The sequence below is a fragment of the Streptomyces sp. NPDC026538 genome (assembly GCF_055567535.1).
The window spans coordinates 15,629-41,896 of sequence record NZ_JBVHQG010000006.1; the positions used below are offsets into that span (position 1 = coordinate 15,629).

Consider the following 26,268-nt stretch of genomic DNA (forward strand, 5'->3'; position numbering starts at 1 on the left):
GCCGTTCCAGGGTCACCCGGCCCGCTGGCAGACGTGCCCGCGGTGCGAGAAGCCGATCAGGCCCAGCGACCCCGTGGAACCCACCGAGGAAGGGCGCTTGGGCCCACATGGTTTAATGGTGAAACCTTCAGTTCCGAGAGGAGGACGCACATGCGCAAGACCGACCTCAGCGGTGAATCGTGCCCCATCGCCCGCTCGCTCAGCGACATCGGCGACTGGTGGTCGCTGCTCATCGTCCGGGACGCCCTCGCGGGCACGACCCGCTTCAGCGAGTTCCAGCGCAGCCTCGGCTGCGCCAAGAACATCCTGAGCACCCGCCTGGCCAAGTTGGTCGAGCGTGGCGTGTTGACCCTCGCTCCGGCGGCCGACGGGAGCGCCTACAAGGAGTACCGGCTGACCGAGAAGGGGAAGGCGCTGCGCGTCCCGCTGGTCGCACTGCGGCAGTGGGGCGAGGAGCACCTGTTCGACGCGGACGAGGAGCGGCTGAGCCTCGTCGACAAGCGCGACGGCCTCCCGGTGGCCCGCCTCTCGATGCACGCCCAGGACGGTCGCGCCCTGGCCCCCGACGACGTCGAGATCCGCACCACCACCGACTGATCCACGACCGGACGGCTCAGAGTTCGCCGAGCGCCGCGCCGAACTCGAGTTCCGTGCGGGAGCGCTCCTGCATACCGCGCTCCATGAGGGCCCCCAGACGCGCGGCACCCGAGGGGTCGCGCGCCAGGATCTGGAAGAAGCCCGAGTCCACCTGGACGTCCTCCTTCGGCGCCAGGCCGGCCGCGTTGATCCGGCGCTTCGCGAGCCGCACGGCGGCTTCCGGGAACCTCGCGATGCGCCCGGCGAGACGCTGAACGTAGGGGATCAGTTCCCCGTCCGGCAGAGCCTTGTTGACCACGCCGATCCGCTCGGCCTCGCGCCCGTCCAGGTCTTCGGAGCCCAGGATCACCTGCATGGCCTGACCGCGGCCGGCGAGCCGGACCAGCTGCTGCACGGCTCCGGCTCCGGGGAAGAGACCGCTGCCCACCTCGATCTGGCCGATCACCGCACGCTCCAGAGACGCGAACCGCATGTCGCACGCATAGAGGAACTCGGCCCCCGCGCCGCGGGCCCGGCCCTCCAGGGCCGCGATGGTGACGGGGCGCGCCTCACTGAGCCTGCGGTACAGCGCGCCGAGGCTGACGTCGTCGGGGCCACCTGAGGTCGCCGCCACGGCCGTGTACTGCGGGATCCGCTTGACGTCGACGTGCGGAATGAAGAAGTCCGGGTCGGCACTGCGGAACACTACGACCCGCGGGCCGCCGTCGGCCTCCGAGTCATCGAGCAGGGCTATCAGGTCCGCGACGAACCGCTCGTCGATCAGGTTGAGCGGCGGGTTGTCGATCATCGCCCACAGCACACCGTTCGCCAGTTCGGTCCTGATCGTTTCGTAAGAACGCATACGGGTCTCTTCTTCTTGATCTCGATTGATGTCGGTGTATTCCACATGATGCCGGTTGAAGTCGTCCGAAGTCCGTTGCGATTCACGAGCCGACGGCTCTATCGTGGCAGCAGCGGTTTAAAGTTGCAACCAGATGGCCGCCGCACACCGGGCGAACCCCTTGAGGAGAATCACCATGGTCAACCGCACCGACGAACACATCCGGCTTCCCGACGGCACCGTGCTGCACGCTTGGCTGTTCCTGCCGGAGGGCCCCGGACCCCACCCGACCATCACCATGTCGCACGGTTTCGGCGGCACGAAGTACCACAACATCGAGCCCATCGCCCACAAGCTCGCGGAGGCCGGTTTCGCGGTCTCGCTCCACGACCACCGCGGCTTCGGCGACAGCGGCGGCGAGCCCCGTCACGACATCGACCCCTACCAGCAGATCGAGGACTGGCGACGGGTCGTCTCGCACCTCCAGACGCTCCCGAGCGTCGACGCCGACCGCATCGGACTGTGGGGCTCCAGCTACTCCGGCGGACATGCCCTCCTCCTGGCCGCCACCGACCGCAGGATCAAGGCCGTCTACTCACAGGTCCCCACCGTGAGCGGCTCCGAGACGGGACGCCGACGCGTACCGCCGCATCTGACCCGCCGACTGGAGGAGTCCTTCGCCGCCGACGAGCGCGCCCAGGCCCAGGGCGAACCCCCGGCGACCCAGGCGTTCGTCAGTGCCGACGGATCCACGACCGCGTCCTACCGGGCGACGGACGCCATCGAGTTCTATCTCGGGCACAGCGCACCGGAGGGGCTGTGGGAGAACAAGGTCACCGTCCAGTCCAACCGGCGCTTCCGGTCCTACGACCCGGGCCACTGGATCGACCAGATCGCACCCACCCCGCTGATGATGCTCGTCGCCACCGGCGACACGGTCGCCCCCACCGACCTCGCCCTGCGGGCCTACGAACGCGCCCTCGAACCGAAGGAACTGGTCCTCATACCCGGAGGCCACTTCGATCCGTACCTCGCCGGCTTCGAGACCAGCACCGCGGCCGCCATCCGTTTCTTCGGCAGCCACCTGCGCCGACGCTGAGCCGCCGCCCGACTCCATACCGCGGCGGCACGCAGATGCCCACCAGCCTGAGCCGGACCCCACCACGGACCTCCCGCGGGTACCACCGACCTGGAACCGGTCGTCGGCACGCTGAGCACCGGCAGAGCGCTGGCGTTCAGCGGTGCGGCAACTCCACGGAATCAGGTATCCCTGACTACAGGGACAGGGACGGGAACCCAGCCGCTTGCCACGACTCCACCGCCCCGCACGCCAGCCTCACCACGCACGTGTCTGGCCCGTCCCCCGGCAGAAGAGGGGCCAGAAGGGGAGGGTACGCGGCGGCCGACGGTACACCGGAGGACAGACGTACCACCGGCCGTAAGGGTTGCCGGTCCGGGGGGCCGCCAACCGGCCGGTGGTCAGCGGCGGAGGTCGCCGCGGTGGCCCCACGCCAGGGCCTCGACGACCTTGCCGTGGTCGTTGCGCAGGGTCGCGGTGTCCCGGTCGTTGTTCCACACGTCGGCACGCCGGTCCTGGAAGACCTCCGCCTTACGGTCGCGGCCCTCACCGGTGTGCACCCGGACCGTGGACGCGAGCGTGATCAGCGGCGAGCCGCTGGGACCTGCTGACGTGCCGTTCGACCGCTCGCTGATCTTCCCCTACGCGTTTCGGCACGCCTATGCCCAGCGCCATGCCGACGCCGGCATCCCGGTTGACGTACTCAAAGAGCTCATGGACCGCCGATCGATCGTCACCACGATGTCGTACTACCAGGTGTCTTTGAAGCGGAAACGCGAAGCCATCACCACCATGCGGAAGTACACCGTCGACCGTTCCGGCCGCCCAGCACCGTTCACCAGCACCACCGACTACGAGGCCCAGTCGGTCGCCGTCCCGTTCGGCAACTGCCGCGAGCCCAGCAACGTCAAGGCCGGCGGCAAGGCATGCCCGAATCCGCTTCCAGTGCGCCGGCTGCGGCTTCTATCGCCCGCCCCGTCCTGCCTGACCCGCGATCGAACTGCACGTCAACGACCTGCAGGCCGATCTCGAAACTGCCAAGGCGATGCGAGCCCGCGATGTGTCGGCAGCCGCCCGCCCGCGGCGAGCCTGCCCTGTCCGGATGTCGGATGCGAGCGCGTCAACCAGCGCTTTGTACCGCGGGGCTGCCTGCGCCGAATTGTATCCATGACAATTCTTTCACTGTGCTGTTCGCAGGTCGTCACCATCAGGGTCACTCGCCCGGAAGGACAGCCGACATGCACATTGCCATCCTCACCTTCGAGGGCTACAACGAACTCGACTCCCTGGTCGCGCTCAACGTCCTCAACCGAGTGGAGAACGACGACTGGCACATCACCCTCGCCACCCCCAGCCCCCGGGTGACATCAAGGAACGGAGTGGTCATCGAGCAGATGTCCACACTTCAGGAGGCGTGCGCCGCGGACGCCGTCATCGTCGGCAGTGGCATTGCTACCCGGGAGGTCGTCGAAGATCAGGCGATCATGAGCATCCTGCGCGGCCTGGACCCCGCGCGCCAACTCATCGCCGCGCAGTGCTCCGGTGCACTCGTCCTGGCCAAGCTCGGCCTCCTCGACGACATCCCCGCCTGCACCGACCTGACCACCAAGCCCTGGGTCGCGGCCGCCGGCGTCGAGGTGCTCAACAAGCCCTTCTATGCCAAGGACAACATCGCCACCGCCGGCGGATGCCTTTCCTCGCACTACCTCGCGGCCTGGATCATCGCCCGCCTGGAGGGCGACGACGCCGTCGACAGCGCGCTGCACTATGTCGCCCCGGTCGGCGAGAAGGAGGCGTACATCGAGCGCGCGTGGCGGAATATCACCCCCTATCTGCCCGCTCCCGCGCCGGCACTCATCTGATCTGAAGCGCCGGCATTGACGAGCTCGGAGGTGCGGAACCGGAGCGGTACGGCGCCGAGTCGCTGTTCCACGTCCTAGCCGAGCGCGAGGAGGAGAACGGCGTCGCCATCGCCTCCGACGAGTCGTTCGTAAAGGCGCACATGTTCCGGCGGACCTGTGCGAGGCGATGCCCGAACAGCGGTGACCTTCGTACAGGCCCGTGACCGGCTAGCGTTCCCCCGGCGGCCCCCAGTCGGGGATCGGCCCGATGTTGAAGGTCCGGGTGACCGTCCGCCTCGCGATGCGCCAGGCGCCTTCGTGGCGGCGGTACTCGTCGAGGTAGGTGGCTCCGCCGGTGACCCAGGTGGTGTCCTGGAGCTGGATGTGGACGATGACGTCGCTGCGGCCGGTGGCCGTCTCCACGTCGACGTCGAGATTGACCGTTCCGTGCGACATGGCCGGGAACATCTGCCATTGCCGTTCGACGGTTTCGCAGATCGCCTCGATACCGGTGAACACCATTTCGGGGCTGAGCTCCCACACGGCGTCCGGTGTCCATACACCACGCCAAAGCTCGAGATCGCGCAGGTCGCCTGCGACGCAGTACTGTTGCGCCGCGCGGCGCAGGGCAAACTCGGTCTCGACCCGTTCCAGCCGGGCGATCACCTCGGATATATCACTCATGAAAGTTCATGATACTTCTTCCGTCGCAGCGGAATGTGGCCTGATCGCTCGACCGGAGAGCCGTAAGCGCCACCTGCCACGCTGTTCCCGTACCGCTCCGCCGTTGCTGTGGCAGTCAACCCGGGCCCTTGTCGGGCGCCTAAGCTCGCGCGGCCTCCAATTGAACCGTCGCAACGCGTGCTGGGCGATAACTCATCAAGTTGCAGGCGGGAACTACTCGTCGGCGTTCAAGCCGCCTCCACGGCCCTGCTCGCGATGCCGCCGCAGGGGGAAGGCACGCGGGTCACGGGTCCCGCGATGGCCGGTCAGCCGCTCAAGGAGGGGTAGTCGGTGTATCCGGTGGCGTCGCCGCCGGAGATGACCTCGGGCCGCAGCTCGTTGAACGGGGAACCGTCGGCAAGGCGGCGTGGCAGGTCGGGGTTGGCGATGAAGAGGCGTCCGAATGCGATGGCGTCGGCCCAGCCCGCGCGCAGGATGCGGGCGCTCTTGTCTGGGGTGTAGTTGCCGGCGGCGATGATGACGCCGTCGAACGCCTCGCGGAGCTTGATGCGGAAATCGTCGTCAAGTTCCGGGCCGCCGACCCAGTCGGGCTCGCACAGGTGGAGGTAGCCCAGCTCGCGCCGGTCGAGTTCACCGGCGACGTGCAGGCCCATCTCCAGGCCGTCGCTGTCGTCGAGGCCGCCAGCCTTGATCATAGGGGAGATGCGCATGCCGACGTGGGCCGGATCCCAGGCGTCCACAACGGCATCGACGACCTCCAGAGGGAAACGGGCACGGTTGTCGAGACTGCCGCCGTACCGGTCCTCACGGTGGTTGCTGCTGGTGGACATGAACTGCTGGAGGAGGTAACCGTTGGCGCCGTGGATCTCGACCATGTCGAAGCCGGCGGCACGCGCATTGAGGGTCGCACGGCGGTAGTCGTCGACGACGCGGGGCAGTTCGTCGGTTGCCAGAGCACGCGGGGTCGGCGCGTCAACGGAGATGAGGTTGCCGTCGGGGCCCTGGATCCTCGTGGTGCCCTTGAAGGGCAGGGCGCTGGCAGAGACTCCCGGCTCGCCACCGTGGACGGCAGGGTGGGCGATGCGGCCGACGTGCCACAACTGGAGGGCGATCCTGCCTCCCGCCTCGTGGACGGCGTCGGTGATGCGGCGCCACCCGGCGACCTGCTCCTCGGAGTAGATGCCCGGAGTGGCGTGGTAGCCCTTGCCCTCAGGGCTGATCTGCGTGCCTTCGGTGACGATCAGGCCCGCCCCGGCGCGCTGCGTGTAGTACTCGCGCATGAGGTCGGTGGGGACGTCACCGGGCTGGGCGGCGCGCATGCGGGTCAGGGGCGCCATGAACACGCGGTTGCGGGTGGTGAAGGCGGGCAGGGCGAGCCGGTGGGTCAAATTGGGCATGAGTGTCCTTCCTGCCGGCGTCGACCGGCTGTGATCGGGTGCTCTTGCGGATGTGCTGGCAACCGCAGGCAGGTCTGCTTCAGTCGATGCCGTGCGGGGCAGTTCGAGGCTGAAACTCGCTGAACAGGGTCGTGCCGGACAAGGCGTCACGGACGATGAGCAGCGACCACCAGTCGCCGATGTCATTTCACTGAGCGGTTGATGGGGCAGGAAGCCCTGCGGAGATCCGCCTTGTGCACCTGCGCCCTCCTTCCGATCATTGGTTTCATTATTAAACCACACGGCTTGGCCGTGGAGAGGCATGGCCCTCGCGGCGCACGCTGCATGCGCGACGCCCTTGCAACGGTTTCATTATGAAACCATCACACGCCTGGCCTGCAGCCGTCGACGACTACCGACTCGAGATGCCCCTTTAGGCCGCCTGGACTGGAGGCGCGAACAATGACGGAGCCCACGGGTGACAGTCCGCCGCCCGCGGGTCGTTCATGGGAGGTCCGGAGGCCGTGAAGCAACGGACACCGGCCGTCCGGTTCGGCGACTGCTGGCCGCCATGCACCCCGGTCCGCTGCTGTCGATGTTCGGCACGACAGGAGCACACCATGCGCGGAGCACTTCACGTGACCGGATCCGCCGACCGGAATGACCTAGGCGCCCAGACGCGACGCACAGGGTGCTGCACGCGACCCGACCGATAGGCCACACCTGCCACGTAGCACACACTTGATCATTCATGAGTCAACATTTAAAGTGTCTCATGAAATTTCACATGAAGGGCTGGCCCTGCACCAGTCGGTGAGCGTCGACCTTTACCTGCTTGTCACCCGCGACCGTCCGCCGCCGATGCGGACGAGCCGGTCGTCCCTCACGCTTCAGCCACCTTCAGCCAGTCTCTCGTCCATCCGCGAAGTGGATACCACCGTGTCTCGCACAGCTTTCAGGGCCCCCAGTGACGCACACGACAATCGCTGGAGAGCGCTCGTCTTCATCGCGCTCGCCCAACTGATGGTCGTCCTCGACACCACCATCGTGAACATCGCACTGCCCTCCGCCCAGACCGACCTGGGCATCTCCGACGGCAACCGGCAGTGGGTCGTCACGGCCTACGCCCTCGCCTTCGGTGGTCTGCTGCTCTTCGGCGGCCGGATCGCCGACCTGTGGGGCCGTAAGCGGGCCTTCGTCATAGGCCTGACCGGCTTCGCCGCCGCGTCCGCGCTCGGCGGCGCGGCGACCACCGGCGCGATGATGTTCGGCGCCCGCGCCCTCCAGGGTGCCTTCGGCGCCATGCTCGCGCCGGCCGCGCTCTCCCTGCTCGCCGTGATGTTCACGGACGCCAAGGAGCGTGCCAAGGCGTTCGGTATCTACGGCGCGATCGCCGGTGGCGGCAGTGCCGTCGGCTTCATCCTCGGCGGCGTGCTCACCGAGTACCTGGACTGGCGCTGGACATTTTTCGTCAACGTTCCGTTCGCGATCGTCGCGGCGACCGGTGCCTGTCTCGTCGTCCGTGAGCCCGCGGTCGGCCGCAACCGCTCCCCGCTCGACATCCCCGGCGTCGTCCTGTCCACTCTGGGCCTGGTCTCGCTGGTCTACGGCTTCACCCGCGCCGAGTCCGACGGCTGGAGCGACACCACGACCATCTCGTTGTTCGTCGTGTCGGCAGTCCTCCTGCTTGCCTTCGTCGTCACCGAGGCCAAGGTCAAGAGCCCACTGCTGCCCCTGCGTGTGGTCACCGACCGCAACCGCGGAGGGGTCTACCTCTCCCTCGGCATCGCGGTCATAGCGATGTTCGGCAGCTTCCTGTTCCTGACCTACTACCTGCAGGTCGTGAAGGGCTATTCGCCAGTCAGGAGCGGGTTCTCCTTCCTGCCGATGGTCGCGGGCATGATGGTCGGTTCCACCCAGATCGGCACGCGTCTGGTGACCCGCGTCCCGGCCCGGTTCCTGATGGGCCCCGGCTTCCTTGTGGCCGCGGCCGGCATGTTGCTGCTGGCTCGGCTGGAGGTCGGCTCGTCGTACGCCTCGACCGTCCTGCCAGCACTGGTACTACTCGGTCTCGGCATGGGTACGACGTTCGCACCCGCCATGTCCCTGCCCACCGTGGGCGTCGAGCCTCAGGACGCCGGTGTCGCCTCTGCGATGATCAACACCTCGCAGCAGGTGGGCGGCGCGATCGGCACCGCCCTGCTGAACACGATCGCCGCGTCCGCGACGACGTCGTACATCAGGGGACACATCGCCGGCGCCGGGACAGAGCCGCAGCGGCAACTGGTCCACCTGCAGGGCGTGGTGCATGGCTACGCCAATGCCATCTGGTTTGCCGTCGGCCTGTTGGTGATCGCCACGCTCATCGTCCTGACTCTGGTAAAGCGGCGCCCGGCCAGCGAGGGCCTCGAGGTGACGGTGCCGGTGGTTGCCCACTGAGGCTCCGGGCAGCACTGAGGAACCTGCAGTGGGCGCTTGGAATGGAGCCGTTCCTGCCGAGCCCCCGCCCCAGGAAACCCCCTGCTGCTCCCCCTGATCTCGGGCGGCCGCCTTCGCCCCTGCCGGGGTCCAGCCGAGGAACTCCTCGGCAGTCGGCGTGGCGTCGGACTTGTCGCGTTGGTCGATCACCGTGTCATGGGTGCCGAGTAGCGCCGAGCCCAGGAGGATTACGCGCGCCACTCTCAGAGCCGTGGGGACGATGCGTGGAACTGGTCCCCGCGACCTGGGCCTTCTCCGGTCAACACTGCATCGAGATCCCGCGCCCACACCTGTCGCCGGTCCGTGCCTTGGACAGACCCGAACAGCATCCACACCGGGTCCGCCGACGACGGGGTGGCGGTACGGGCTCATGAGCGGGTGACCCGCCTACTGACTCGAAGTGACCTGCAGGCCGTGCTGGAGCCGGTGTCCTGCGTCGCTGCGCTGCGCGACGGCTTCCGCGCCGCCGCCGCTTCCCCGATAGCGGGCCAACGCATACGCACTGATCTGCCGTTTCCGGGAACGGCCACGGCGTTGATCCCTGGTTTGCTGCCTGGCATCGAGGCCCACACGGTCAAGACCAACGCCAAGTTCCCGGCGGCGCGGCCGGCTCTGCGCGGGGTGATCTGCCTGCACAGCGGTCACGACGGGGAGCTTCTCGCGCTGATGGATTCCGCCACCGTCACCGCATGGCGCGCCGGGCTGGCCGCGGCCCTCGCAAGCCACCTCCTGGCCGGCCCCGCTTCCCAGGAGGGCTCGGTTCTCGGAGTGATCGGCGCGGGCGCGCAGGCCGACCTCATGGTGCGGGGCCTGAGCACCCTGCGCCACCTCCGCGAGCTCGTGGTTCACGATTCGGATCCGGATCGCGCCAGCGCCTTCGCCTCACGCCACGACGGCCGCCCCGTGACATCTGCCAAGGAGGTCGCCGCAGCCGCCGACATCGTCCTGCTCGCCACCTGGTCACGCTCACCGTTGCTCGCGCTGGCGGACACGCGGCCAGGGCAGCACCTCACGAGCCTGGGAGCTGATGAACCCGGCAAACAGGAACTCGCCGCCGACTTGCTCGAATCAGCCCTCCTGGTCGTCGACGACCGGGAACTCTCCGCGGCCACGGGCGCTTTGGCGGCCACCGCCTTCCCACCTCGGCTGCCGAGGCCACACTCGGGGAGATTCTGCGCGGTGACCATCCGGGACGCACCAACGCGGTGGCCCGCTCCGTCTACGCGCCCGTCGGACTCCCCTGGCAAGACCTCGCGCTGGCATGGATGGCCTACCAGCAGGCAGAACAGCAGGACATCGGAGCGAAAATCGACCTGCTCTCCTGACCCCCGCAGGGACTGAGAGCCCGATCCACCGACCCCGGTGGCCAAGGCGCTACGTCAATGCCATCCGGTTCGCCGTCGGCCTGCTGGTGATCGCCACGCTCATCGTCCTGACTCTGGTCAACCGCCGTCCGGACCGCGGGGCGTCGCGGTGGCAGTGGCGGTGGTTGCTCGCCTGGGCCTCGGGGATCCCGGAGGACCTGCCCGGACGCCGCACGCACCCACGGCCCCTGGGACCGGCTTCCGGGCCCCGAGTGCTCGGCTCAGCGGAGCCAGGACAGGTCTGTACCCGATTCGTCCGGCCGAAGACCTCCGGCGACGATCTCAACGATCTCGCCTGGGGCAGGAGCGAGTGTTCCTCGGCGTTCCTGGTCCGTGTCTGCCACCAAGGCCATCACGGCGCGGCACCCCGGCGTGAGGGCTGAGAGGCGGTGTCCTTGCGGGCGGCCTGCTGCTCCTGGCGGTCGATCCTTTCACTGATCTTCTCGGCGGCGGTGCGCAGGGTGTCCAGCTCGGCGGGGTCGAGCACGTCGAAGACGAGATCACGCACCTGGGCCACGTGCCTTGGGGCGGCTTCGGTGAGGTGGGCATGGCCGGCGTCGGTCAGGATCGCATGGGTGTAACGGCCGTTGGCAGGGTCGGGTTCACGGCGGACGAAACCCCGGCGCTCGAGCCTGCTGATCATGTGAGAGAGGCGTGACTGCTCGGAGTTGGCGAGAACGGCCAAGTCGCTCATGCGCATACGGCGTCCCGGCTGGTCGGACAGCCCGGCAAGGACGTAGTACTCGACGTAACTGAGCTGCGCGTCCTGCTGGAGCTGCGCGCCCAGGGCGGCGGGCAATCTGTGCGCCATCATCGCGAACTGCTGCCACGTCTCTCGTTCTGCCGGTGTCAGCCAGCGGGGCTGATCGTTCGTCGGACGAGGCTGTTCAGGCATGCCCGGAGTCTATCCGGCATGAACGCTCACACGTCAGAGTCCGGACTTGAAATTTCATGGATGGTCGCCTTAGAGTTAGACATGAAAGTTCATATGAAGGGGCCGGCCTCGCCTCGGCGGCCCATCAAGGAGAAGACCCCATGAGTCACCTGAAAATCGCCGTCATCCTCGGCAGCACCCGGCCCGGCCGTAACGGCAAGGCTGTCGCGGACTGGGTGGTGGACCGCTCCGGCGCCCGCGCCGGTGTCGACTACGAACTGGTCGACCTTGCCGACTACCAGCTGCCTCACCTGGACGAGGCCTTCCCGCCGGCCATGGGGCAGTACCAGGGCGAGCACACCAAGGCGTGGGCGGCCAGGATCGCCGAGTTCGACGGGTACATCTTCGTGACCCCCGAGTACAACCACTCCACGTCGGGTGTCCTCAAGAACGCGATCGACTACCTGTACGGCGAGTGGAACAACAAGGCCGCCGCCTTCGTCTCCTACGGTTCCCTCGGCGGGGCTCGGGCCATCGAGCACCTGCGGGGTGTGGCCAGTGAGTTGCAGCTGGCTCACGTGCGTCAGCAGCTGTCCTTCTCGCTGGTCACCGACTTCGAGAACTTCTCCGTCTTCAAGCCGGCCGAGCACCATGACGCCGCCGCGACCACCCTGTTCGACCAGCTGGAATCCTGGGCCGGCGCCCTCAAGACGGTCCGAGCCTGACACCCCCACCCGCCGGAACGCGAGCGCGGGGACTCCCCTTGCCGTAACCGTGCGAGGACGCGAACGCCGCGCCCAAGGTATGTCCGGCCGACTCCAAGGCTGAACCCGTAACGGGGGCCCGCGCCCCAGGGCCCCGTTACGGGTGTGATGACGGCCCGGGGTTCAATCACCGGCCACAACCGGTGTCAGACCCACCCCGCCTTCAGTCCGGCGAGGGTGCCCCGTAGGGGGCTTCACCTTCACCGAGGCCCGACGCGGTGCTGACGGCGTGCGGGAACTGAGCAGCCCGCGGCATCGGGTCGGCTAGCACCTTCACCGTGACGTGAACTCAGACACCCGACGAAAGAGTCGAGCCGACTCCCGCGCGACGACGGTGAAGCAGTACGCGTTCAACATCATCGCCATGAAAGGCATGGCAGTTCGCCGAGTGGTCCTCCGTTCGGCGCAGAGGGCCCGGCCAAGGACTACCGCCCCCGTAAGCGGGGCGATGCGGAAGGAACATGCGTTGACAGAGCAGTGGCGGCTGATGGCGGTCCATGCCCACCCGGACGACGAGTCCAGCAAAGGCGCCGCCAGCATGGCGAAGTACGTCGCCCAGGGGGTGGACGTCCTGGTGGCCACCTGCACAGGGGGCGAACGCGGTTCCATTCTCAACCCGAAGCTCCAGGGCGACCCCGAGATCGAGGCCAATATCCACGAGGTACGGCGCGGGGAGATGGACACTGCCCGCGAGATCCTCGGCGTCAAGCAGGCCTGGCTGGGCTTTGCCGACTCCGGAATGCCGGAAGGCGATCCGCTGCCCGAGGGCTGCTTCGCGCTGGAGCCGGTGGAGAAGGCGGCCGAACCGCTGGTCCGGCTCATCCGGGAGTTCCGGCCGCACGTGATCACCACGTACGACGAGAACGGCGGATACCCCCACCCCGACCACATCATGACCCACACGATCACGATGGCCGCCTTCGATGCAGCCGGGGACCCCGACGCGTACCCGGAGTCCGGTGAGCCCTGGCAGCCGCTGAAGGTCTACTACAACCACGGCCTCTCGATGGCCCGGATCCGCGCCCTTCACGCCTACCTGGTGAAGCACGCCCACGAATCCCCTTACGGCGAGTGGATCGCCGACTGGGACAAGGAGGGCCGCAAGGACCGCGAGTTCACCACCCGAGTGCAGTGCGCCGACTGGTTTGAGGTACGCGACCGGGCACTGATCGCCCACGCCACCCAGATCGACCCGGACGGCCCGTGGTTCCGGGTGCCGCTCGACGTCCAGCGTGAGATCTGGCCGACCGAGGAGTACGAACTCGCCCGCTCACTGGTCGACACCTCACTCCCCGAGGACGACCTGTTCGCCGGCGTCCCCGCCCACATCACCGTCTGACCCTGTCCTTGCCCGTTCAGGCTTGCAAGGCCGCCTTCATGTGAGAACGGCCGCCATCGTGCCGTTCATTAAACAGTGACTCGAATTGCAGAGGAGTCCCACCATGCCATCCCCTGAACCGGCCCCCATCGGCGTGGGCATCGTCGGTCTTTCCGCCAGGCGCGGTTGGGCTTCCCAGGCCCACCTGCCCGCACTGCGACAGCTGGGCGGCTTTGAGTTGCGCGCACTTTCTGCGAGCAGCGCCGCGTCTGCGCGGCAGGCTTCGGAGAAGTACGCAGTCGCGCGGTCCTTCGGGGCGGCCGGCGAACTGGCGGAGGCCGACGAGGTCGACCTTGTGGTGGTCACCGTGAAGGTGCCAGATCATCGGGAGATCATCCAATCAGCCCTGGCCGCAGGGAAGATGGTGTTGTCCGAGTGGCCGTTGGGCACCGGACTGGCCGAGGCCGAGGAACTGGCGACCGCCGCTGCCGATCGTGGGCTGCGCACCTTCACCGGACTGCAGGCGCGGTCCGCTCCCGCAGTGCGCTACCTGCGCGACCTGGTCGCCGACGGCTACGTCGGCGAGGTGCTCTCAACAAGCCTGGTGGCCTCGGGTGGCGGCTGGGGAGCGGCCTTCCCTGAAAACGGCACCTATCTGCTGGATCGCGCCAACGGTGCAACGATGCTGACCATCCCGTTCGGGCACGCCATGGACGGCCTGACCATGGTGCTCGGGGATGTCGAGAAGGTCACCGCTGTCACCGCCACGCGCCACCGAGAAGTCAAGGACCCGCAGTCCGGCCGGGTCTACCGGCCCAACGTCGCCGACCAGGTGGTGTTCGGCGGCGTGCTCTCCTCCGGCGCTGTGGCCTGCGTCCACTACCGCGGGGGCACCTCCCGCGGCACCAACTTCCACTGGGAGATCAACGGAACGGACGGAGACCTGGTTGTCACCGGCGACATCGGACACCTTCAGTTGGGCGAGTTCACCATCGACGGGGCCCACGGATCCGACGCCAGGCCGGGTCGGCTCACCGTGCCCGAACGGTACTTCGACACCGCGCTCCAGGAACTGCGCGGCACCCCCGCGTACAACGTCGGCGCCGCGTACGCGCAGATCCAGCGTGATCTGACACAGGGCAGCTCCGAGGTACCCGACTTCGCCCACGGAGCCCGACACCACCGACTGCTCGACCGAATCGAGCGCGCGGCGGAGGACGCCTGACTCCTCAGCGAAGCCGCCCCGACAAGGCCCCGTCACCTGGGGGCATGCCCCACTGCGTGCGGCTCTACAGAACCTCAGCTGCGGTTGCCGTGCCTGATGCTCCAGCCGGACCTTTGCATCGGTGCCGGTCATCAGCCCGAGGGGGGAGCGCGATGAGGGCGGGCCGGTTGCGGCGCGCCCCCTGCGCCGGGCGCCCCGCAACCGGCACACTCCGCCCCGCGGGGCGCTCGCCCTCACACCAACTTGAGTCAGACCGCGGACCGGACAAGCGTGGGTTGATACTCACGATCCTGACTTGAACCTTCATGAATCACGCTTCCGTTAAATGAACGTTCAAGTGAACACCTCGCTTCATCGAGCAACGTGCGCCACCCGTTTCACACATCAAGGAAGTAGATATGTCTAATTCTGTACAGGATGCCCGTAAGGTCGAAGGAAAGGCCCGAAACGTCGCCCTGTGGGTCCTTCAGGTCATCCTGGCTGTCGTGTTCGTCATGGCGGGGGGTTCAAAGTTGGCCGGCGCGAAGGCCATGGTCGACCTCTTCCAGGAGGTCGGTGTCGGGCAATGGCTCCGATACGTCACCGGCTCCCTGGAGGTGGCCGGGGCCATACTGCTGCTCGTTCCCCGACTGAGCGCCCTGGGCGGCCTGGCACTCACCGGAGTCATGGCAGGCGGATTCCTGACCTGCGTGTTCGTCATCGACCAAAGTCCGGCACCAACAGCGGTGCTGCTCGTCCTGGCAGCGGTCGTCACGTGGAACCGCCGCGAGCTCACGCTCAGCACCGTCGGCAAAGGCGGGGCGTCCGCTTGACCGGTCCGGGGCCGACCGGAGGACCCGGCCTCCGCGAGGAAGTCGGCCTCCGGGACCCGGATTTTCTCGGCGGTCCGCAACACAGCCGCGGACCATCTGGCAAGAGATCTCGTTCGCCCCGAGCTCATCCAGGAGCCGTTCAAGGACCCCGCGGCGGTGTCGGCGGCCGGCAAGTCTCCCGTTTGTCCCGTCGTGGCCCTGGACGCCACGCCTGACATGCTCAGCGATGTGGTCGGAGACGGGTGCGGCTCCTCTCAAGGGAAGGAGGCTGGAGGAATGCTGAGCGGGGCTGTGCTCGGCGCTCCTCATCTCTACCGTGATGGCGGAGGAGGGGTGACAAATGGGCTCTCTGTTCGAGGAGTTGGAAGCGCGCGAGGCGGCTGCTCGATTCCAAGTGGAGGAGCTGGAGGCCAAGCTCGCCGAGCTGAACGGGAAGCTGGCACTGGCCCGGGAAGGTCTGGAACGGTTGCAGATCGCACGGGAGACAGTCGCCGAGGTGCTCGCGGAGATGATCCCGGAGAAGTCGGCGGTGGGCGTCGGCCGACGGGCCGACCGTGGGCGAGTCGGTGGCGACGTCGGCGTATGCGGGGGCCGAGCGGCAGGTGATCGGGGTGCTGACGGTGCCGAACTGGCAGCCTGGGATGGGGGCGGAGGTCCTGCCGCGTGTGTATCGGGACATTCTGGAGGTGGTGGCGGACGCGCCGGGGCCGGTCCGCGCCAAGCAGATTGTGCCCAGGATCGGGTTGCCGGCCGAAACCGGGAAGATTGAGGGCACACGTTCGAAGCTGAAGCGGCTGGTGGAACGCGGCTGGCTGGCCGAGGATGTCCCCGGCCTGTTCACTTTGACCCGCCGCAGGGGTGGCGCTTCGCCCAACTCCCGTTAACAGCAAGGCTCTTCCGCGCCTACATTCGAAGGTGCGACCCAATTGCCGTGCTCATGCCAAAAGCCGGGCCCCCGGCGAGCGGGCTATGGCCACGCTCAATACCCGGCGACTGCTGCGCAAGCTGCGGTGCAGCACCACCCGCATCACCAGCCTTGTTCAGGCCGCCCTCACCCTCCACCTGGCCCGCTCACGGATCCGGCTACGACTCTTGTTGGGTATCCATCTCGAACCACACTGTCTTCCCCCTACCGCTGGGTGAGTTCCCCCAGGAGGAAGCCAGGGCAGACACGATCACCAGCCCCCGACCCCCTTCGGCCTTGTCCTCGTCCGGACCGAGGTCCACGAGCATGGCAGGGTGGGAGTCACTGTCCCGTACTTCCATCCGGAGGTGGTCGGGGTACTTGCGCAGACATACGTCCACGTCGCTGTCCCCGTGGACGATCGCGTTTGTGACGACCTCCGATGCGAGTACCTCGGCAGAATCGGATAGCGAAGCCAGATGCCAGCTGTCCAGGGACGTGGTGAGGAAACGCCGGGCGCGCCGTACGCCTTGGTAGTCGTGGCGGTGCAGGTGGAGTCGTCTGATGGATTCCTTGACCTCCCTCGCGGGTCCTTCGTACCGCAGCAGCAGAAGAGCGGCGTCGTCCACCCGCCGGGCCTGTCCCACACCTGAGCCCATCAGTCCGTCGCCGAGCCGTTCCAGTTCATCACCGGAGTCCGCGAGGGCGGCTTCCAGCGTTTTCCGGGCCAGCTCGCCACCTCTGCCAGACACGCCGTCCGTGTAGAGAACCAGCAGCGTTCCCGGTTCCATGGTGAGGATGTCGGCCTGATACGACGGACTCGGCTCGACTCCCAGCGGGACACCTACGTCGGTGGCTGCCGCCAGGTAAGCACCGCCAGGGGTTCGTATCAGTGGGCGCGGATGACCGGCGCTGACGACCTGGGCCGTGCCTGTGTCGGGGTCGAGCCAGACGCAGCAGCAGGTCGCGAAATGATCTGTCTCGAAGTCGATCATCAGGCGATTCGCGCGATACAGCACCGTGCTCGGGTCGTGGCCTTCCAGCGCATAGCTGCGCACCGCACTGCCGAGCTGCCCCATCACCACAGCTGCTGCCGTGTTGTGGCCCTCGACGTCGCCGATCACCGCGGCCACTTCGCCGCTGGGGAGCGTGAACATGTCGTACCAGTCGCCTCCGAGCTCGATCGCGCCGGTGGGCGGCTCGTACCGGCTCGTGGTCAGCACACCCGCGAGCTGGGGAAGCATCCGGGGCAGCAGGGCTTCCTGCAACTTCTGTGCCAACGCGTGGCTGGCGTCGTAGAGCTGGGTGCGTTCGAGTGTCTGGCCGAGCAACGTCGACAGGGTGGACAGGGGCGACAGCCGCGTGGTGATCAGGCGGTGCTTCGGTGCGAGTCCGACCGAGCATGTGCCCAGTACGTGGTCTCCTGCAAGCAGCGGGAGAACAACCCACAGGTGCTCGTCACGGCCGTCCGCTGTCATGTGGCCTTGCCCAGGCAACTGGCCTTGCTCTCCTGCCTCGTAGATGATCTGCTTCCGGTGCGTGATGGCTTCGGTCTCAGGGGACTTCGGGTTGACGGAGCTTCCGTTGAGGGATTTCAGGTACTCCTTCGAGCAGCCCGATGCGCCCACCACGTGGAGCCGGTCGCCCTCGACCAGGCTGATGGCCACCGCACGGGCCCCGAATCCGAAGACCAGTCGCTCGATCGTCAGCGCGATCGCGTCCCTCGTATGCACGACAGGCATCAGGGAGACGGCCAGTTTGTGCAGGTGAAAAATGAAGGGTGCACTCCAGTTGATCGGCGATCCCTCCCCTTCCTGGGAGGAGGCCCCGCCGATCTCCGCAGCGGCACCGGTCTCCAGGGAGACCACCAACGGAAGCTTCGGAGGAGACAGAGAGACACCGCGGCCGGACAGGCGGTCCAACTCGACCGAGAGATGCTCTGCCGCTTCGCGCAGGTAATCCGTATCGTCCGCGGACACCTCTTGAGCGTGGTGCGGCAAGAACGCCATCAAAGCGCCGAACCTCTGCTCTCCTGCTGCCAGCGGTGCGGCGGTCACGATGTGCGGAGCAGCCGCGTAAACCCCGAAATCGAGATGCCGTGCCGCTAGGTCGTAGGAGTGGGCCGTGCAGACCCGCCGCGTTCGGTAGGCCCGGACGGAGGGAAGGGCCAGGTCCTCGGTCGGCAGACGCTCGGGTACGACCAAGCCCAAGGGCGAGGTGACGACGGCCACAGCCGCCAACATCGGTTCCCCAGGCACGCCCAGATAGACCGCGACAGCTGACGCGCGCAGGTCGCGCATACAGCGACGAGCCGCCGACACGCAGAGGTTGTCGCGGGCCTCCGCGTCCGTCATGTTGCCGGCGCGGGGCCACGACCGAGAAGAGGATGCCGGAGTCCGCATGTCACTCGCCCCAGTGCTTCACACGCCCCAGTGCTTCACAACACCTTCGTTCACCGTACTACGAGCCACCCCGCCAGGCTCATCACGGGTATGCGCATCCTGGAGGCCGTGCGCAGGGCAGTAGGCTCTGCGGGTCATGCTGCTCTACCTTCCTTCTGGGCTCGCCCCAGCCATTCGTAGGGTTGTGCCACCCAGGGGAACCGGGTGTGGCTTTCATGCTGCTGCCGTCCTTGGCTTCCAAGGCTTGGCCGCCAGGTTCCCCATGACGACTCGGCCGCCGATTGGGAAGTGCGAACCTGTCGCTGAGTAGAGCAATGCCGGCGAGGTCGTCCGTGGACGCCTGGCGCGACCCCCGGCACCGTCTCCGCGTGGTCTGGGTGGCGTGGTGGCCGCCCTCGCCGAGTACGCGAGGCACGTACGAACGACTGGAGCGCGAGGAGCCGGATACGGGCTGGGACCGACTGCGGGAAGACCCACCACCACACGCTGATCCTGGACGCCGAAGGCGACACGCTGCTGTCGCGGCGGGTCGCCACTGACGCCTCCGCGAGCGCTTCCCTCCGCGGCTTTGACGGTCTGATTCGGGGTCTGGCACAAGTTGGGTCTGATGCAGGTTCGGGTGACAGGTTCGGTCACGCGGCCTGGAGGACCAGCGTGGTCATGACGGTCTCGAACTCGATGGGGGTCAGCCGGCCGAGTGAGGCTTGTCTGCGGCGTCGGTGGTAGGTCCGCTCGATCCAGGTCACGATCGCGATCCGGAGTTCTTCGCGGGTGGCCCAGACACGGCGGTCGAGGACGTTCTTCTGCAGCAGACTGAAGAAGGACTCCATGGCCGCGTTGTCGCCGGCAGCTCCGACCCTCCCTAGCGATCCGGCCATCCGGTGGCGGTCGATAGCGAGCGGTCGGCAGAACGCAAACGCCCCTGCACCAGCAACCAAGACCCCGCCACCAGGCGGACGACGCAGAGCACACAGCCTGGAGGCCCCCGCGTGGGGCTCTGTCCGCGCGGACAGCAGTGGCCATGGCCAGGTGTGATGAGGCAGATGGGCGCCCTGCGGCACTGCCGCAGGGAACGAGGCCCAGGGTCATGGCGAACCCGTCGACGGGGTCCGGGCAGCCGTCACCGCCGGGGCAAATGCGTGCTGGGCCACGTACACGGCCAGCGGCCCGTGACGACAAGCATTTACCCCTCAAACCGAGGTCATCAAGCCGCGCCCAGGCAGCACCTAGTGAGCCTGGCCACTGCAGATCGCAATGCGCCGGGCGCAGCCCGGTGCGGCGTAGGCGATGACCACCAGGACAGCCACGGCGGCAAAGAAGGCGCCGTGCGGGCCGATCCAGCGGGAGACCAGCGCGGTGCCGGGCAGCACGGGCGCGCCTCGCGCCGGGTAAGCCTCAAATACATCCATAAAGGACGCATAGGAGGAATTCAGGATGGTACCCGAGAGAACCCACCAAAGATCGGAGAGCCCCCATGGTGATCAAAAAGATGCACGACATGGGCATCCGCAGCGAACACGCCTACCTCGCCGCCATAACATCCATCGGCCTCAGCGTCGCGTCCTGGCTCACCAGCCTCAAAGCTGAACAAGCCGGCATCGAGCGAGCCGACCGATGGGGGATCTTCGTCGGCGAATGGGCGCCCACCTTCATGGGCCTCGGCCTGGCGCTTTCCCACTACGAACAGCAGGAGGGCACCCTCACCGGGTCCTTGCACGCGGTGAAGCAGGCCAGCTGACCCGACGGCCGCCCCGCGAACCGTGCCGCTCGCGCGTCGCGCGAACGCACGCCTTACCCGCTGCACCGGCTACGCGCTACGGCGTGGTTTGCGGGCAGCGGCCTTCGTGGACGTCGCCTTCTTCACCGCCGTCTTCTTCGCGACGCCTTCCTCTTCGACGCGGTCCTCTTGCCGTCTTCTTCGCCGGGGCCTTCGCGGTCTCCTTCTTCGCGGGCATCTCATGGACCTGCGCCTCGGTGCCTGTGTACTCACCGCGCGTGTCCTTCGCCTTGTCCACGGACTCCTCCAGGGCCGCCATCAGATCGAACACCTTGCCCGCCGGCTTCTCCGGCTCCGGCGCCTGAGGCGGCTCGCGGTCCTCCCGCTTCGCCACGATGATCTTCTCCAGCGCCTCCGTGTAGTGATCGACCAGTCGTTTCGGCTTCTCTGTCAGCGAATCTCGTGAGGGGTGAGCACGCTGGGGGTGTCGTATGCCGGTATCGGCTGCGGTGGACGCGGCGTGCCGTACGTCGGGGTGACGTGCGTGGATGTCGCAGGCACGGATCGCCGGCGCCTCTTGCTGGACTGCGCCATGGCGAGTGTCGGTCGGGGGGCCAGCCGAGAGCCTGCCGTCACCTCTGACTGTGGTCAGCCGTGTCAGGCGCGTCGGACAGGGCGATGCGGGCGGTGATGCGTTTGCCGACCGGCTGCTGCTCTATCAACAATTCCGCGGTGACGGCCTTCACGATCTCCAGGCCGTGCTGGCCGATCCGGTCGGGATCGGCAGCCCGGGCCGCCGGCACCATGGGGTCGCTGTCCCACACGACGACGTCCACGAGGTGGGCGGTGATGCGCAGTTCCATCAGAACCGGCCCTGGGGCGTACTTGAGGGCGTTGGTAACCAGTTCGCTGACGACCAGTCGGGGCAGGTTCCGTGCGCGTGCTGACACCCTCAGGTGATGGTCGGCGTGGGCCTGCTCGAGGAAGGCGACGGCGTGGTGGCGGGCCTCGGCGATGCAGCCGCGGTCTCCGTCCAGTGCGTAGCCGGCGCGTATCAGGTGCTCTTCCGGCTCGATACAGTCGTCACCGTCGTCGTGAGATGCCTGGGACGTCGCCCTCATTCGTGGTTCACGAGCGCGCCACTACCCCCGATTCCGTCATACATGTCAGAGGCATGTTATTCGGCAGCATCCCCTGTGCGCATGGGGCCAGCCGGTGGGGCAGAATCGTCCGTGCACGCCCAGCCCCGGGCAGGCCCGAACGCAGTCGAGGAGACGGTGAGCGACATCGAGAACACGGACCGCACGGACCGGTTCTCCGCCGTCCACCACATGGTCGACGGCGTGCGGGTCGTGACCGTAGAGGGCGAGATCGACCATGACGTCAGGGAACTGCTCAGCGCAGCCCTGCTGTCCGGGTACGGCGCGGCGCCACCGTCGCGGATCGTGGTGGACCTCGGCGGCGTGACCTTCATGGACTCCAGCGGCATCAACGTCTTCGTCACCGTCTACCAGGCCGTCCGCGCTGCCGAGGGGTGGCTGCGTATCGCCGCCGCGCAAAAACCCGTCCTGCACGTCCTGCAGCTGGTTGGCGTCGACGCCCTCATCGCCTGCTACCCCAGCGTCGAGCAGGCCCTGACCCCCTGATCCGGTCCGAGTGTCCTCCTGCCGGGAGTACCGCTGCACGGCCACTCCCAGCTCCTGGTCCACCGGCTCCGACAGCGGCTGACCCAGCGCCCAATCGAGCCCCACCGAGGTATTCGAGCAGTCGTCCGGTCACCGCCGGTCGCCAAGATGGATGACCGGCCTGATAGCCGGTCCAAGGCACAGGCGGTCGTCCTCCACAATGCGGTCAGGCTTTTATGGGGAGAAGCTGAATTCATGGTCAAGGGTTCCGCGATCGTGGAGGCGCCCGGTGATTGTGGAGGCCGCCGCGTGTATCTCGACCACCAGGACCTCGGCACGGCCTATTCCCTGCACGAGCTGACTCTGATGCTGAGGCACGCCGGGCTGGCGTGTCGGGACGAGGTGGACGTGGCCGAGTCGGGGCTCATCCAGTGGTACGGCGGCGGTCCGGAGGTCTGGCCCCGCCAAGGGGGTGGACCGAGCTGCTGGGCGGTGCCGGGCGAGCTCACCCCACTGGCAACGGGCAAGAGGCGCGCCTAACCGGACCTGCGCTCGTCAGCCGAACACGTTCGGCGTGGCGGGACGTCCGTCCAGGGCAAGTCGTCCAGCCGGACCCACGGTGGCTGACCCGGTAACCCGGCGCAGCATGACAGCCACCGAGGCCGGTTGCGCAGCAAGGGGGCCCGGCGTTGGGTACGGCTACGCGCTGCGGCGCGGTTTGCGGGCAGCGGCCTTCTTGGCCGGCGCCTTCTTCCCGGCCGTCTTCTTCGTCGCCGCGGTCTTCTTCGCCGGGGCCTTCGCGGTCTTCTTCTTTGCAGGCATCTCGTGGACCTCGGCTTCGGTGCCGTTGTCCTCGCCGCGCGTGGCCTTCGCCTTGTCCACGGACTCCTGCAACGCGGCCATCAGATCGAGGACCTTGCCCGCCGGCTTCTCCGGCTCCGGCACCTGGGGCAGCTCACGGTCCTCCCGCTTCGCCTCGATCACCTTCTCCAGCGCCTCCGTGTAGTGATCCACGAAGTCCGGGCCCTCCAGCCCGTCGGTGCTCATCCGCTCGATCAGCATGACGGCCTCGTCGATCTCCGCGTCCGACACGTCCGCCGTCGGCGGGTTCACCCCGGCCCAGTCCCGGACCTCATCGGGCCACCGCATCGCGTGCAGCACGATCACGTCATCCCGCACCCGCAGCAGCCCCAGCCGCTCGCGGCCGCTCCACGCGAACTTCGTCACCGCAACCCGCGCGGACCGCCGCAACGCCTGCCGCAGCAGCTCGTACGGCTTCGCAGCCACCGGGCCGTCGGGCTGAAGATAGTAGCCCTCGCCGATGCGCAGGGCGTCGATGGACTCCCACGGCACGAACCCGTGGATCTCCAGCGCCTTCGCCGTCGGCAGCGGCAGGTTGCGCAGGTCCTCGTCGGTGATCGGGATGACCTGGGTCTTCGTGAGTTCGTAGCCCTTGGCGATCTCGTCGGAGCGGACCTCCCGGTCCTCCACCTCGCAGAACTTCCGCACCCGTACCCGGCCCATGTCCTCCACGTGGTACTGGTGGAAGCGCACCGAGTGGTCCTCGGTCGCGCTGGCCACGTGGACCGGCACCGTGACCAGGCCGAAGCTGATCGCGCCGGACCAGATGCTCCGCGGCATCGCAGACCTCCCCATGCCAGGCCCCCGTCCCTCAGCCTACGATCTCCGCCGGTGCCTGGCATGCCCGTCACGGCGCGAGCGCGTCCTCCACCGTCGGCCGTACGTCCAGGACGGTGTCCGCGCCCGTCAGCTCCAGAACCCGCGCCAGCGCCGGCGCGGGCCTGGCCACCCGCAGCACGGCCGTCCGATGGCAGTGCAGCAGCAGGTTCAGGACGGTCGATTCCGCGAATGTGAGGCCGGCGGCATCCACCACCACCTTGGAGTACCGGGCCCCGGTCTCCAGCGCCGCCGACAGTACAGGGACTGAGTCCAGGTCGAAGGCGCCGACGACGGTCACCAGCCACGCGTCGCCCTGTTCGCACTGCATGACATGCGGCAGCGAGCCCGCATGCGCCGTGGTCGGATCCGGCGGCCTGTCCTCACCGCTCGCAAAACTCATGGCGGTGAGTATGTCGTGAAGATCACGCCCGCGCGAGACCGACGCAGGGCCGACACCGCACGCCGGGCTGGGCAGGTTGTCCTGCGACAACGAAGGTTGATCAGTGTCAGTGAAGTATGAGTGGCGTAGGTCACTTCTGCGGTGGGCGCGCTAGAGGGTCTGTTGCGGAAGTGGATCTTGGTGGTGATTGATCACGCCCAGATGCCATCGCCGAGGTGACCAGCCTGCTCGCGCCAGGTGACGCCCGCCGGTGACGGCGCCGCGGGCGCCCGGCACAGACCGCTGCGGCCGGTCCGTCCGCCACTGAGCCGAGTCCGGCCAGGCAGACCGCGCGGCATACCGAGGCGGCGTGTCGCTGCCGCATGGCTATCACGATCTGGGTTACCACCCACGCGGGGTTCGGAAGCAGCCCCCGGTCGAGCTCTCCGGCACTGTTTCGGGGAGCTCGGCCCTTGGGGAGCTGGGCAAGCGAAACGGGAACCAGCCGGTGCGGGTGCCCGCGTCGGCGAGCTCGTCCAGGAAAGTGGGGGCTGCAGGGGCTGCGTCTGCATCTGCATCCTGATTGAGAGGGTGCTTGGGGGTACTCGGCGGGCATGAAGCTGCATCTGCCCGGGCGGAAAGGGCATCATGGCGGTGACGAGGCTCCCGAGCGTGAGATCCCGCCGCCTGAGGAGGCGGGCCCTGGGCGGGCCGTGGAACGCCGTGCTCCGGACAAGCCGACGCAACTGCCGAAGACGGCGTGGGGAGCGGTGTTGAAGGGCAGTCTGCGGGAGTTCAAGGACGACGAGCTGACCGACCGGGCCGCGGCGCTGACCTACTACGGGCTGCTGTCGCTGTTCCCGGCGTTGCTTGTCCTGGTGTCGCTGCTCGGCGTCGCCGGCAAGTCCACCACGGACACGGTGCTGAGCAATCTCAAGCGGTTCACTCCGGGCTCCGCCCGGGACATCATCACCGGGGCCGTCTCGCAGCTGCAGAACAGTGCCGGCGTCGGTTCTCTCATCGCGATCGTCGGGATCGTTCTGGCGGTGTGGTCGGCCTCGGGGTACGTGGCCGCGTTCATCCGCGCGGCCAACCGGGTCTACGACATGCCGGAGGGCCGCCCGGTGTGGAAGGTCCTTCCCGTGCGGGTCGGACTGACGGTCGTCCTGCTGGTGCTCGCCGTCGTCAGCGCCCTGATCGTCGTCTTCACCGGCACTCTGGCCCGCGAGGCCGGGAAGACGCTGGGGATCGGGGACAGCGCGCTGACGGCGTGGTCGATCGCCAAGTGGCCCGTCCTGGTGGTCCTGGTCACGATCATGATCGCCCTTTTGTACTGGGCCACCCCCAACGCCCGGGTGAAGGGGTTCAGGTGGATCACACCGGGCAGCTTCCTCGCCCTGGTCATCTGGCTGATCGCCTCCGCCGCCTTCGCGTTCTACGTCGCCAACTTCGCCTCGTACAACAAGACCTACGGCACCATGGCCGGGGTCATCGTCTTCCTCATCTGGCTGTGGATCAGCAACCTCGCCATCCTGCTCGGCCTGGAGTTCGACGCCGAGACCGTCCGGCAACGGGCGGTCACCGGCGGCCTGCCGCCGCACAAGGAGCCCTACACCGAGCCGCGTGACACCAGGAAGTGGACCGAGGAGGACCTGCGCCGCCTGGACGAATCATGACTGTCGCACAGCGGGGACGGACTGATCCTTAACGCTCGGGCGCTTACCGGGCAGCGCTTGGGGATATCCGCAGTTCATGAGGTTGCTGACGGGCTTGTGTGAGACTGACCGGGTTGTGACGCAGCGGGCGGCCTCCCGCATCCCGCCGGGAGTGGCCAGGGTGCTGTCGGCGGTGGAGGAGTCGGCGGAGAAGTCGAAGCTGTGGTGCGGGGCGGCGGCCGCGATGACGTGGTGGGGCGGGTGGAAGGGCCGCAAGGCGGCGGCCGCCGGGCTGGGGGCCCTGGTGGTGGCGCAGCTGGCGTCGAACGGGCTGTGCAAGCCACTCGCCGACCGCCCCAGGCCGCCCGCGGAGTGGATCCCGCACGACGAGGTCGCCGACCGCCCCGACTCTTCCTCGTTCCCCTCCGGGCACACCGCGGCCGCAGTCGCTTTCACCGCCGCCGTCGCCCCCACCTGGCCGGCCGCTGGCGCGCTGTGCGCGGTGCCGGCCGCCCTGGTGGCTCTCGAACGGGTACAGTCCGGCGCCCACTACCCCAGCGACGTAGCCGCCGGCGCCGCCATCGGCCTGACCAGCGCCTGGCTCACCCGCCACGCCCCCGCTCTGTTCCTGCGCCACCGGCCATAGACATCCGCGAGGACAGTGGCGGTGAAGGC

At 67.8% G+C, this 26,268-nt stretch carries 25 protein-coding genes and 7 pseudogenes; 19 read left to right on the plus strand and 13 right to left on the minus strand.

Annotated elements, in window-relative coordinates:
• The first annotated feature begins 150 nt into the window (after positions 1 to 150).
• Complete coding sequence (locus ACZ4N4_RS23785) at positions 151 to 597, plus strand: winged helix-turn-helix transcriptional regulator (RefSeq protein WP_453579758.1); 447 nt, start codon at positions 151 to 153, stop codon at positions 595 to 597.
• Positions 598 to 613: 16 nt separating this feature from the next.
• Here ACZ4N4_RS23785 and ACZ4N4_RS23790 read toward each other — a convergent pair whose 3' ends face one another.
• The gene (locus tag ACZ4N4_RS23790) at positions 614 to 1,438 is read right to left on the minus strand and encodes an enoyl-CoA hydratase/isomerase family protein (protein WP_467591887.1); all 825 of its coding nucleotides are present in this window, start codon (positions 1,436 to 1,438) and stop codon (positions 614 to 616) included.
• A gap of 175 nt (positions 1,439 to 1,613) precedes the next feature.
• Between ACZ4N4_RS23790 and ACZ4N4_RS23795 the strand changes: the two genes are divergently transcribed.
• Positions 1,614 to 2,516 (plus strand): alpha/beta hydrolase, encoded by a 903-nt coding sequence (locus ACZ4N4_RS23795; protein ID WP_467591889.1) that lies wholly within the window; start codon positions 1,614 to 1,616, stop codon positions 2,514 to 2,516.
• A gap of 380 nt (positions 2,517 to 2,896) precedes the next feature.
• Here the strand turns inward: ACZ4N4_RS23795 and ACZ4N4_RS23800 are convergent, their stop codons facing one another.
• Entirely contained in the window at positions 2,897 to 3,055 is a 159-nt protein-coding gene (locus ACZ4N4_RS23800) for a hypothetical protein (protein WP_467591891.1), read from the minus strand.
• A 52-nt stretch (positions 3,056 to 3,107) separates the two neighbouring features.
• Here ACZ4N4_RS23800 and ACZ4N4_RS23805 point away from each other — a divergent pair.
• The 3 genes and pseudogenes from ACZ4N4_RS23805 to ACZ4N4_RS23815 all read left to right on the plus strand — a co-directional run.
• Positions 3,108 to 3,549: pseudogene (locus ACZ4N4_RS23805) on the plus strand (tyrosine-type recombinase/integrase); the annotation flags it as partial.
• Between the two features lie 184 nt (positions 3,550 to 3,733).
• Entirely contained in the window at positions 3,734 to 4,357 is a 624-nt protein-coding gene (locus ACZ4N4_RS23810; protein WP_467591893.1) for a DJ-1/PfpI family protein, read from the plus strand.
• Positions 4,358 to 4,371: 14 nt separating this feature from the next.
• A pseudogene (locus tag ACZ4N4_RS23815) lies at positions 4,372 to 4,518 on the plus strand (IS21-like element helper ATPase IstB); the annotation flags it as partial.
• 46 nt (positions 4,519 to 4,564) lie between these two features.
• Here ACZ4N4_RS23815 and ACZ4N4_RS23820 read toward each other — a convergent pair.
• The 3 genes and pseudogenes from ACZ4N4_RS23820 to ACZ4N4_RS23830 all read right to left on the minus strand — a co-directional run.
• Positions 4,565 to 5,002, minus strand: a complete 438-nt coding sequence (locus ACZ4N4_RS23820; RefSeq protein ID WP_467591895.1) for a nuclear transport factor 2 family protein — start codon at positions 5,000 to 5,002, stop codon at positions 4,565 to 4,567.
• 323 nt (positions 5,003 to 5,325) lie between these two features.
• Positions 5,326 to 6,417, minus strand: a complete 1,092-nt coding sequence (locus tag ACZ4N4_RS23825; protein WP_467591897.1) for an alkene reductase — start codon at positions 6,415 to 6,417, stop codon at positions 5,326 to 5,328.
• A gap of 109 nt (positions 6,418 to 6,526) precedes the next feature.
• Positions 6,527 to 6,677 (minus strand): annotated as a pseudogene (locus tag ACZ4N4_RS23830) (winged helix-turn-helix transcriptional regulator); the annotation flags it as partial.
• A gap of 658 nt (positions 6,678 to 7,335) precedes the next feature.
• Between ACZ4N4_RS23830 and ACZ4N4_RS23835 the strand changes: the two are divergent.
• The gene (locus ACZ4N4_RS23835) at positions 7,336 to 8,835 is read left to right on the plus strand and encodes an MFS transporter (protein ID WP_467591899.1); all 1,500 of its coding nucleotides are present in this window, start codon (positions 7,336 to 7,338) and stop codon (positions 8,833 to 8,835) included.
• A 417-nt stretch (positions 8,836 to 9,252) separates the two neighbouring features.
• Positions 9,253 to 10,199, plus strand: a pseudogene (locus tag ACZ4N4_RS23840) (ornithine cyclodeaminase family protein).
• Between the two features lie 391 nt (positions 10,200 to 10,590).
• On the opposite strand, the gene ACZ4N4_RS23845 reads toward ACZ4N4_RS23840, so the two are convergent.
• On the minus strand, positions 10,591 to 11,133 hold the full coding sequence (locus ACZ4N4_RS23845; RefSeq protein ID WP_467591901.1) for a MarR family winged helix-turn-helix transcriptional regulator: 543 nt from the start codon (positions 11,131 to 11,133) through the stop codon (positions 10,591 to 10,593).
• A gap of 140 nt (positions 11,134 to 11,273) precedes the next feature.
• On the opposite strand from ACZ4N4_RS23845, the gene ACZ4N4_RS23850 reads away from it, so the two are divergent.
• The 7 genes and pseudogenes from ACZ4N4_RS23850 to ACZ4N4_RS23880 form a co-directional block, all read left to right on the plus strand.
• Positions 11,274 to 11,837 (plus strand): NADPH-dependent FMN reductase, encoded by a 564-nt coding sequence (locus tag ACZ4N4_RS23850; protein WP_453579742.1) that lies wholly within the window; start codon positions 11,274 to 11,276, stop codon positions 11,835 to 11,837.
• A gap of 505 nt (positions 11,838 to 12,342) precedes the next feature.
• Positions 12,343 to 13,215 (plus strand): mycothiol conjugate amidase Mca, encoded by an 873-nt coding sequence (gene mca, locus ACZ4N4_RS23855; RefSeq protein ID WP_467591903.1) that lies wholly within the window; start codon positions 12,343 to 12,345, stop codon positions 13,213 to 13,215.
• Positions 13,216 to 13,318: 103 nt separating this feature from the next.
• Positions 13,319 to 14,419 (plus strand): Gfo/Idh/MocA family protein, encoded by a 1,101-nt coding sequence (locus ACZ4N4_RS23860; RefSeq protein WP_467591905.1) that lies wholly within the window; start codon positions 13,319 to 13,321, stop codon positions 14,417 to 14,419.
• Positions 14,420 to 14,817: 398 nt separating this feature from the next.
• The gene (locus tag ACZ4N4_RS23865) at positions 14,818 to 15,231 is read left to right on the plus strand and encodes a DoxX family protein (protein ID WP_453579733.1); all 414 of its coding nucleotides are present in this window, start codon (positions 14,818 to 14,820) and stop codon (positions 15,229 to 15,231) included.
• 144 nt (positions 15,232 to 15,375) lie between these two features.
• Positions 15,376 to 15,474, plus strand: a pseudogene (locus tag ACZ4N4_RS23870) (PTS glucose transporter subunit IIA); the annotation flags it as partial.
• A 311-nt stretch (positions 15,475 to 15,785) separates the two neighbouring features.
• The gene (locus tag ACZ4N4_RS23875; RefSeq protein WP_467591907.1) at positions 15,786 to 16,115 is read left to right on the plus strand and encodes a hypothetical protein; all 330 of its coding nucleotides are present in this window, start codon (positions 15,786 to 15,788) and stop codon (positions 16,113 to 16,115) included.
• 46 nt (positions 16,116 to 16,161) lie between these two features.
• Positions 16,162 to 16,305, plus strand: a pseudogene (locus tag ACZ4N4_RS23880) (IS5/IS1182 family transposase); the annotation flags it as partial.
• Between the two features lie 9 nt (positions 16,306 to 16,314).
• On the opposite strand, the gene ACZ4N4_RS23885 reads toward ACZ4N4_RS23880, so the two are convergent.
• From ACZ4N4_RS23885 to ACZ4N4_RS23895, 3 genes and pseudogenes are all read right to left on the minus strand, one after another.
• Positions 16,315 to 18,489 carry a SpoIIE family protein phosphatase gene (locus tag ACZ4N4_RS23885; RefSeq protein ID WP_467591909.1) on the minus strand — a complete coding sequence of 725 codons (2,175 nt, stop codon included), beginning with the start codon at positions 18,487 to 18,489 and terminating at the stop codon, positions 16,315 to 16,317.
• A gap of 680 nt (positions 18,490 to 19,169) precedes the next feature.
• Positions 19,170 to 19,424 (minus strand): annotated as a pseudogene (locus ACZ4N4_RS23890) (integrase core domain-containing protein); the annotation flags it as partial.
• 339 nt (positions 19,425 to 19,763) lie between these two features.
• Positions 19,764 to 19,946 carry a hypothetical protein gene (locus ACZ4N4_RS23895; protein ID WP_467591911.1) on the minus strand — a complete coding sequence of 61 codons (183 nt, stop codon included), beginning with the start codon at positions 19,944 to 19,946 and terminating at the stop codon, positions 19,764 to 19,766.
• Between the two features lie 65 nt (positions 19,947 to 20,011).
• On the opposite strand from ACZ4N4_RS23895, the gene ACZ4N4_RS23900 reads away from it, so the two are divergent.
• Entirely contained in the window at positions 20,012 to 20,275 is a 264-nt protein-coding gene (locus ACZ4N4_RS23900) for a hypothetical protein (RefSeq protein WP_453579723.1), read from the plus strand.
• A gap of 76 nt (positions 20,276 to 20,351) precedes the next feature.
• Here the strand turns inward: ACZ4N4_RS23900 and ACZ4N4_RS23905 are convergent, their stop codons facing one another.
• Both ACZ4N4_RS23905 and ACZ4N4_RS23910 read right to left on the minus strand, forming a co-directional pair.
• A complete protein-coding gene (locus ACZ4N4_RS23905) occupies positions 20,352 to 20,648 on the minus strand; it encodes a hypothetical protein (protein ID WP_467591913.1) in 297 nt (98 codons plus the stop codon).
• 238 nt (positions 20,649 to 20,886) lie between these two features.
• Positions 20,887 to 21,375 carry an ATP-binding protein gene (locus tag ACZ4N4_RS23910; protein WP_467591915.1) on the minus strand — a complete coding sequence of 163 codons (489 nt, stop codon included), beginning with the start codon at positions 21,373 to 21,375 and terminating at the stop codon, positions 20,887 to 20,889.
• Between the two features lie 156 nt (positions 21,376 to 21,531).
• Between ACZ4N4_RS23910 and ACZ4N4_RS23915 the strand changes: the two genes are divergently transcribed.
• Together ACZ4N4_RS23915 and ACZ4N4_RS23920 are read left to right on the plus strand one after the other, a co-directional pair.
• Entirely contained in the window at positions 21,532 to 21,900 is a 369-nt protein-coding gene (locus ACZ4N4_RS23915) for an STAS domain-containing protein (RefSeq protein WP_467591917.1), read from the plus strand.
• 234 nt (positions 21,901 to 22,134) lie between these two features.
• On the plus strand, positions 22,135 to 22,419 hold the full coding sequence (locus tag ACZ4N4_RS23920; RefSeq protein WP_453579714.1) for a hypothetical protein: 285 nt from the start codon (positions 22,135 to 22,137) through the stop codon (positions 22,417 to 22,419).
• A gap of 159 nt (positions 22,420 to 22,578) precedes the next feature.
• Here the strand turns inward: ACZ4N4_RS23920 and ku are convergent, their stop codons facing one another.
• Positions 22,579 to 23,520: a non-homologous end joining protein Ku gene (gene ku / locus ACZ4N4_RS23925; protein ID WP_467591919.1), complete on the minus strand. Its 942-nt coding sequence runs from the start codon at positions 23,518 to 23,520 to the stop codon at positions 22,579 to 22,581.
• A gap of 67 nt (positions 23,521 to 23,587) precedes the next feature.
• The gene (locus ACZ4N4_RS23930) at positions 23,588 to 23,959 is read right to left on the minus strand and encodes an STAS domain-containing protein (RefSeq protein WP_467591921.1); all 372 of its coding nucleotides are present in this window, start codon (positions 23,957 to 23,959) and stop codon (positions 23,588 to 23,590) included.
• A 593-nt stretch (positions 23,960 to 24,552) separates the two neighbouring features.
• Between ACZ4N4_RS23930 and ACZ4N4_RS23935 the strand changes: the two genes are divergently transcribed.
• Together ACZ4N4_RS23935 and ACZ4N4_RS23940 are read left to right on the plus strand one after the other, a co-directional pair.
• Positions 24,553 to 25,614, plus strand: a complete 1,062-nt coding sequence (locus ACZ4N4_RS23935; protein ID WP_467591923.1) for a YihY/virulence factor BrkB family protein — start codon at positions 24,553 to 24,555, stop codon at positions 25,612 to 25,614.
• A 115-nt stretch (positions 25,615 to 25,729) separates the two neighbouring features.
• A complete protein-coding gene (locus ACZ4N4_RS23940) occupies positions 25,730 to 26,239 on the plus strand; it encodes a phosphatase PAP2 family protein (protein WP_453579697.1) in 510 nt (169 codons plus the stop codon).
• Positions 26,240 to 26,268: the final 29 nt, after the last annotated feature.

What these genes read in the sequence shown, in the direction of transcription:
- ACZ4N4_RS23900 (WP_453579723.1), top strand. Translation starts at nt 20,012, where the DNA reads ATGGTGATCAAAAAGATGCACGACATGGGCATCCGCAGCGAACACGCC.
- ACZ4N4_RS23865 (WP_453579733.1), top strand. Translation starts at nt 14,818, where the DNA reads ATGTCTAATTCTGTACAGGATGCCCGTAAGGTCGAAGGAAAGGCCCGA.
- ACZ4N4_RS23885 (WP_467591909.1), bottom strand. Translation starts at nt 18,489, where the DNA reads ATGACGGACGCGGAGGCCCGCGACAACCTCTGCGTGTCGGCGGCTCGT.
- ACZ4N4_RS23845 (WP_467591901.1), bottom strand. Translation starts at nt 11,133, where the DNA reads ATGCCTGAACAGCCTCGTCCGACGAACGATCAGCCCCGCTGGCTGACA.
- ACZ4N4_RS23895 (WP_467591911.1), bottom strand. Translation starts at nt 19,946, where the DNA reads ATGGATGTATTTGAGGCTTACCCGGCGCGAGGCGCGCCCGTGCTGCCC.
- ACZ4N4_RS23860 (WP_467591905.1), top strand. Translation starts at nt 13,319, where the DNA reads ATGCCATCCCCTGAACCGGCCCCCATCGGCGTGGGCATCGTCGGTCTT.
- ACZ4N4_RS23910 (WP_467591915.1), bottom strand. Translation starts at nt 21,375, where the DNA reads ATGAGGGCGACGTCCCAGGCATCTCACGACGACGGTGACGACTGTATC.
- ACZ4N4_RS23825 (WP_467591897.1), bottom strand. Translation starts at nt 6,417, where the DNA reads ATGCCCAATTTGACCCACCGGCTCGCCCTGCCCGCCTTCACCACCCGC.
- ACZ4N4_RS23810 (WP_467591893.1), top strand. Translation starts at nt 3,734, where the DNA reads ATGCACATTGCCATCCTCACCTTCGAGGGCTACAACGAACTCGACTCC.
- ACZ4N4_RS23790 (WP_467591887.1), bottom strand. Translation starts at nt 1,438, where the DNA reads ATGCGTTCTTACGAAACGATCAGGACCGAACTGGCGAACGGTGTGCTG.
- ACZ4N4_RS23920 (WP_453579714.1), top strand. Translation starts at nt 22,135, where the DNA reads ATGGTCAAGGGTTCCGCGATCGTGGAGGCGCCCGGTGATTGTGGAGGC.
- ACZ4N4_RS23785 (WP_453579758.1), top strand. Translation starts at nt 151, where the DNA reads ATGCGCAAGACCGACCTCAGCGGTGAATCGTGCCCCATCGCCCGCTCG.
- ACZ4N4_RS23795 (WP_467591889.1), top strand. Translation starts at nt 1,614, where the DNA reads ATGGTCAACCGCACCGACGAACACATCCGGCTTCCCGACGGCACCGTG.
- ACZ4N4_RS23935 (WP_467591923.1), top strand. Translation starts at nt 24,553, where the DNA reads ATGAAGCTGCATCTGCCCGGGCGGAAAGGGCATCATGGCGGTGACGAG.
- ku (WP_467591919.1), bottom strand. Translation starts at nt 23,520, where the DNA reads ATGCCGCGGAGCATCTGGTCCGGCGCGATCAGCTTCGGCCTGGTCACG.
- ACZ4N4_RS23930 (WP_467591921.1), bottom strand. Translation starts at nt 23,959, where the DNA reads ATGAGTTTTGCGAGCGGTGAGGACAGGCCGCCGGATCCGACCACGGCG.
- ACZ4N4_RS23850 (WP_453579742.1), top strand. Translation starts at nt 11,274, where the DNA reads ATGAGTCACCTGAAAATCGCCGTCATCCTCGGCAGCACCCGGCCCGGC.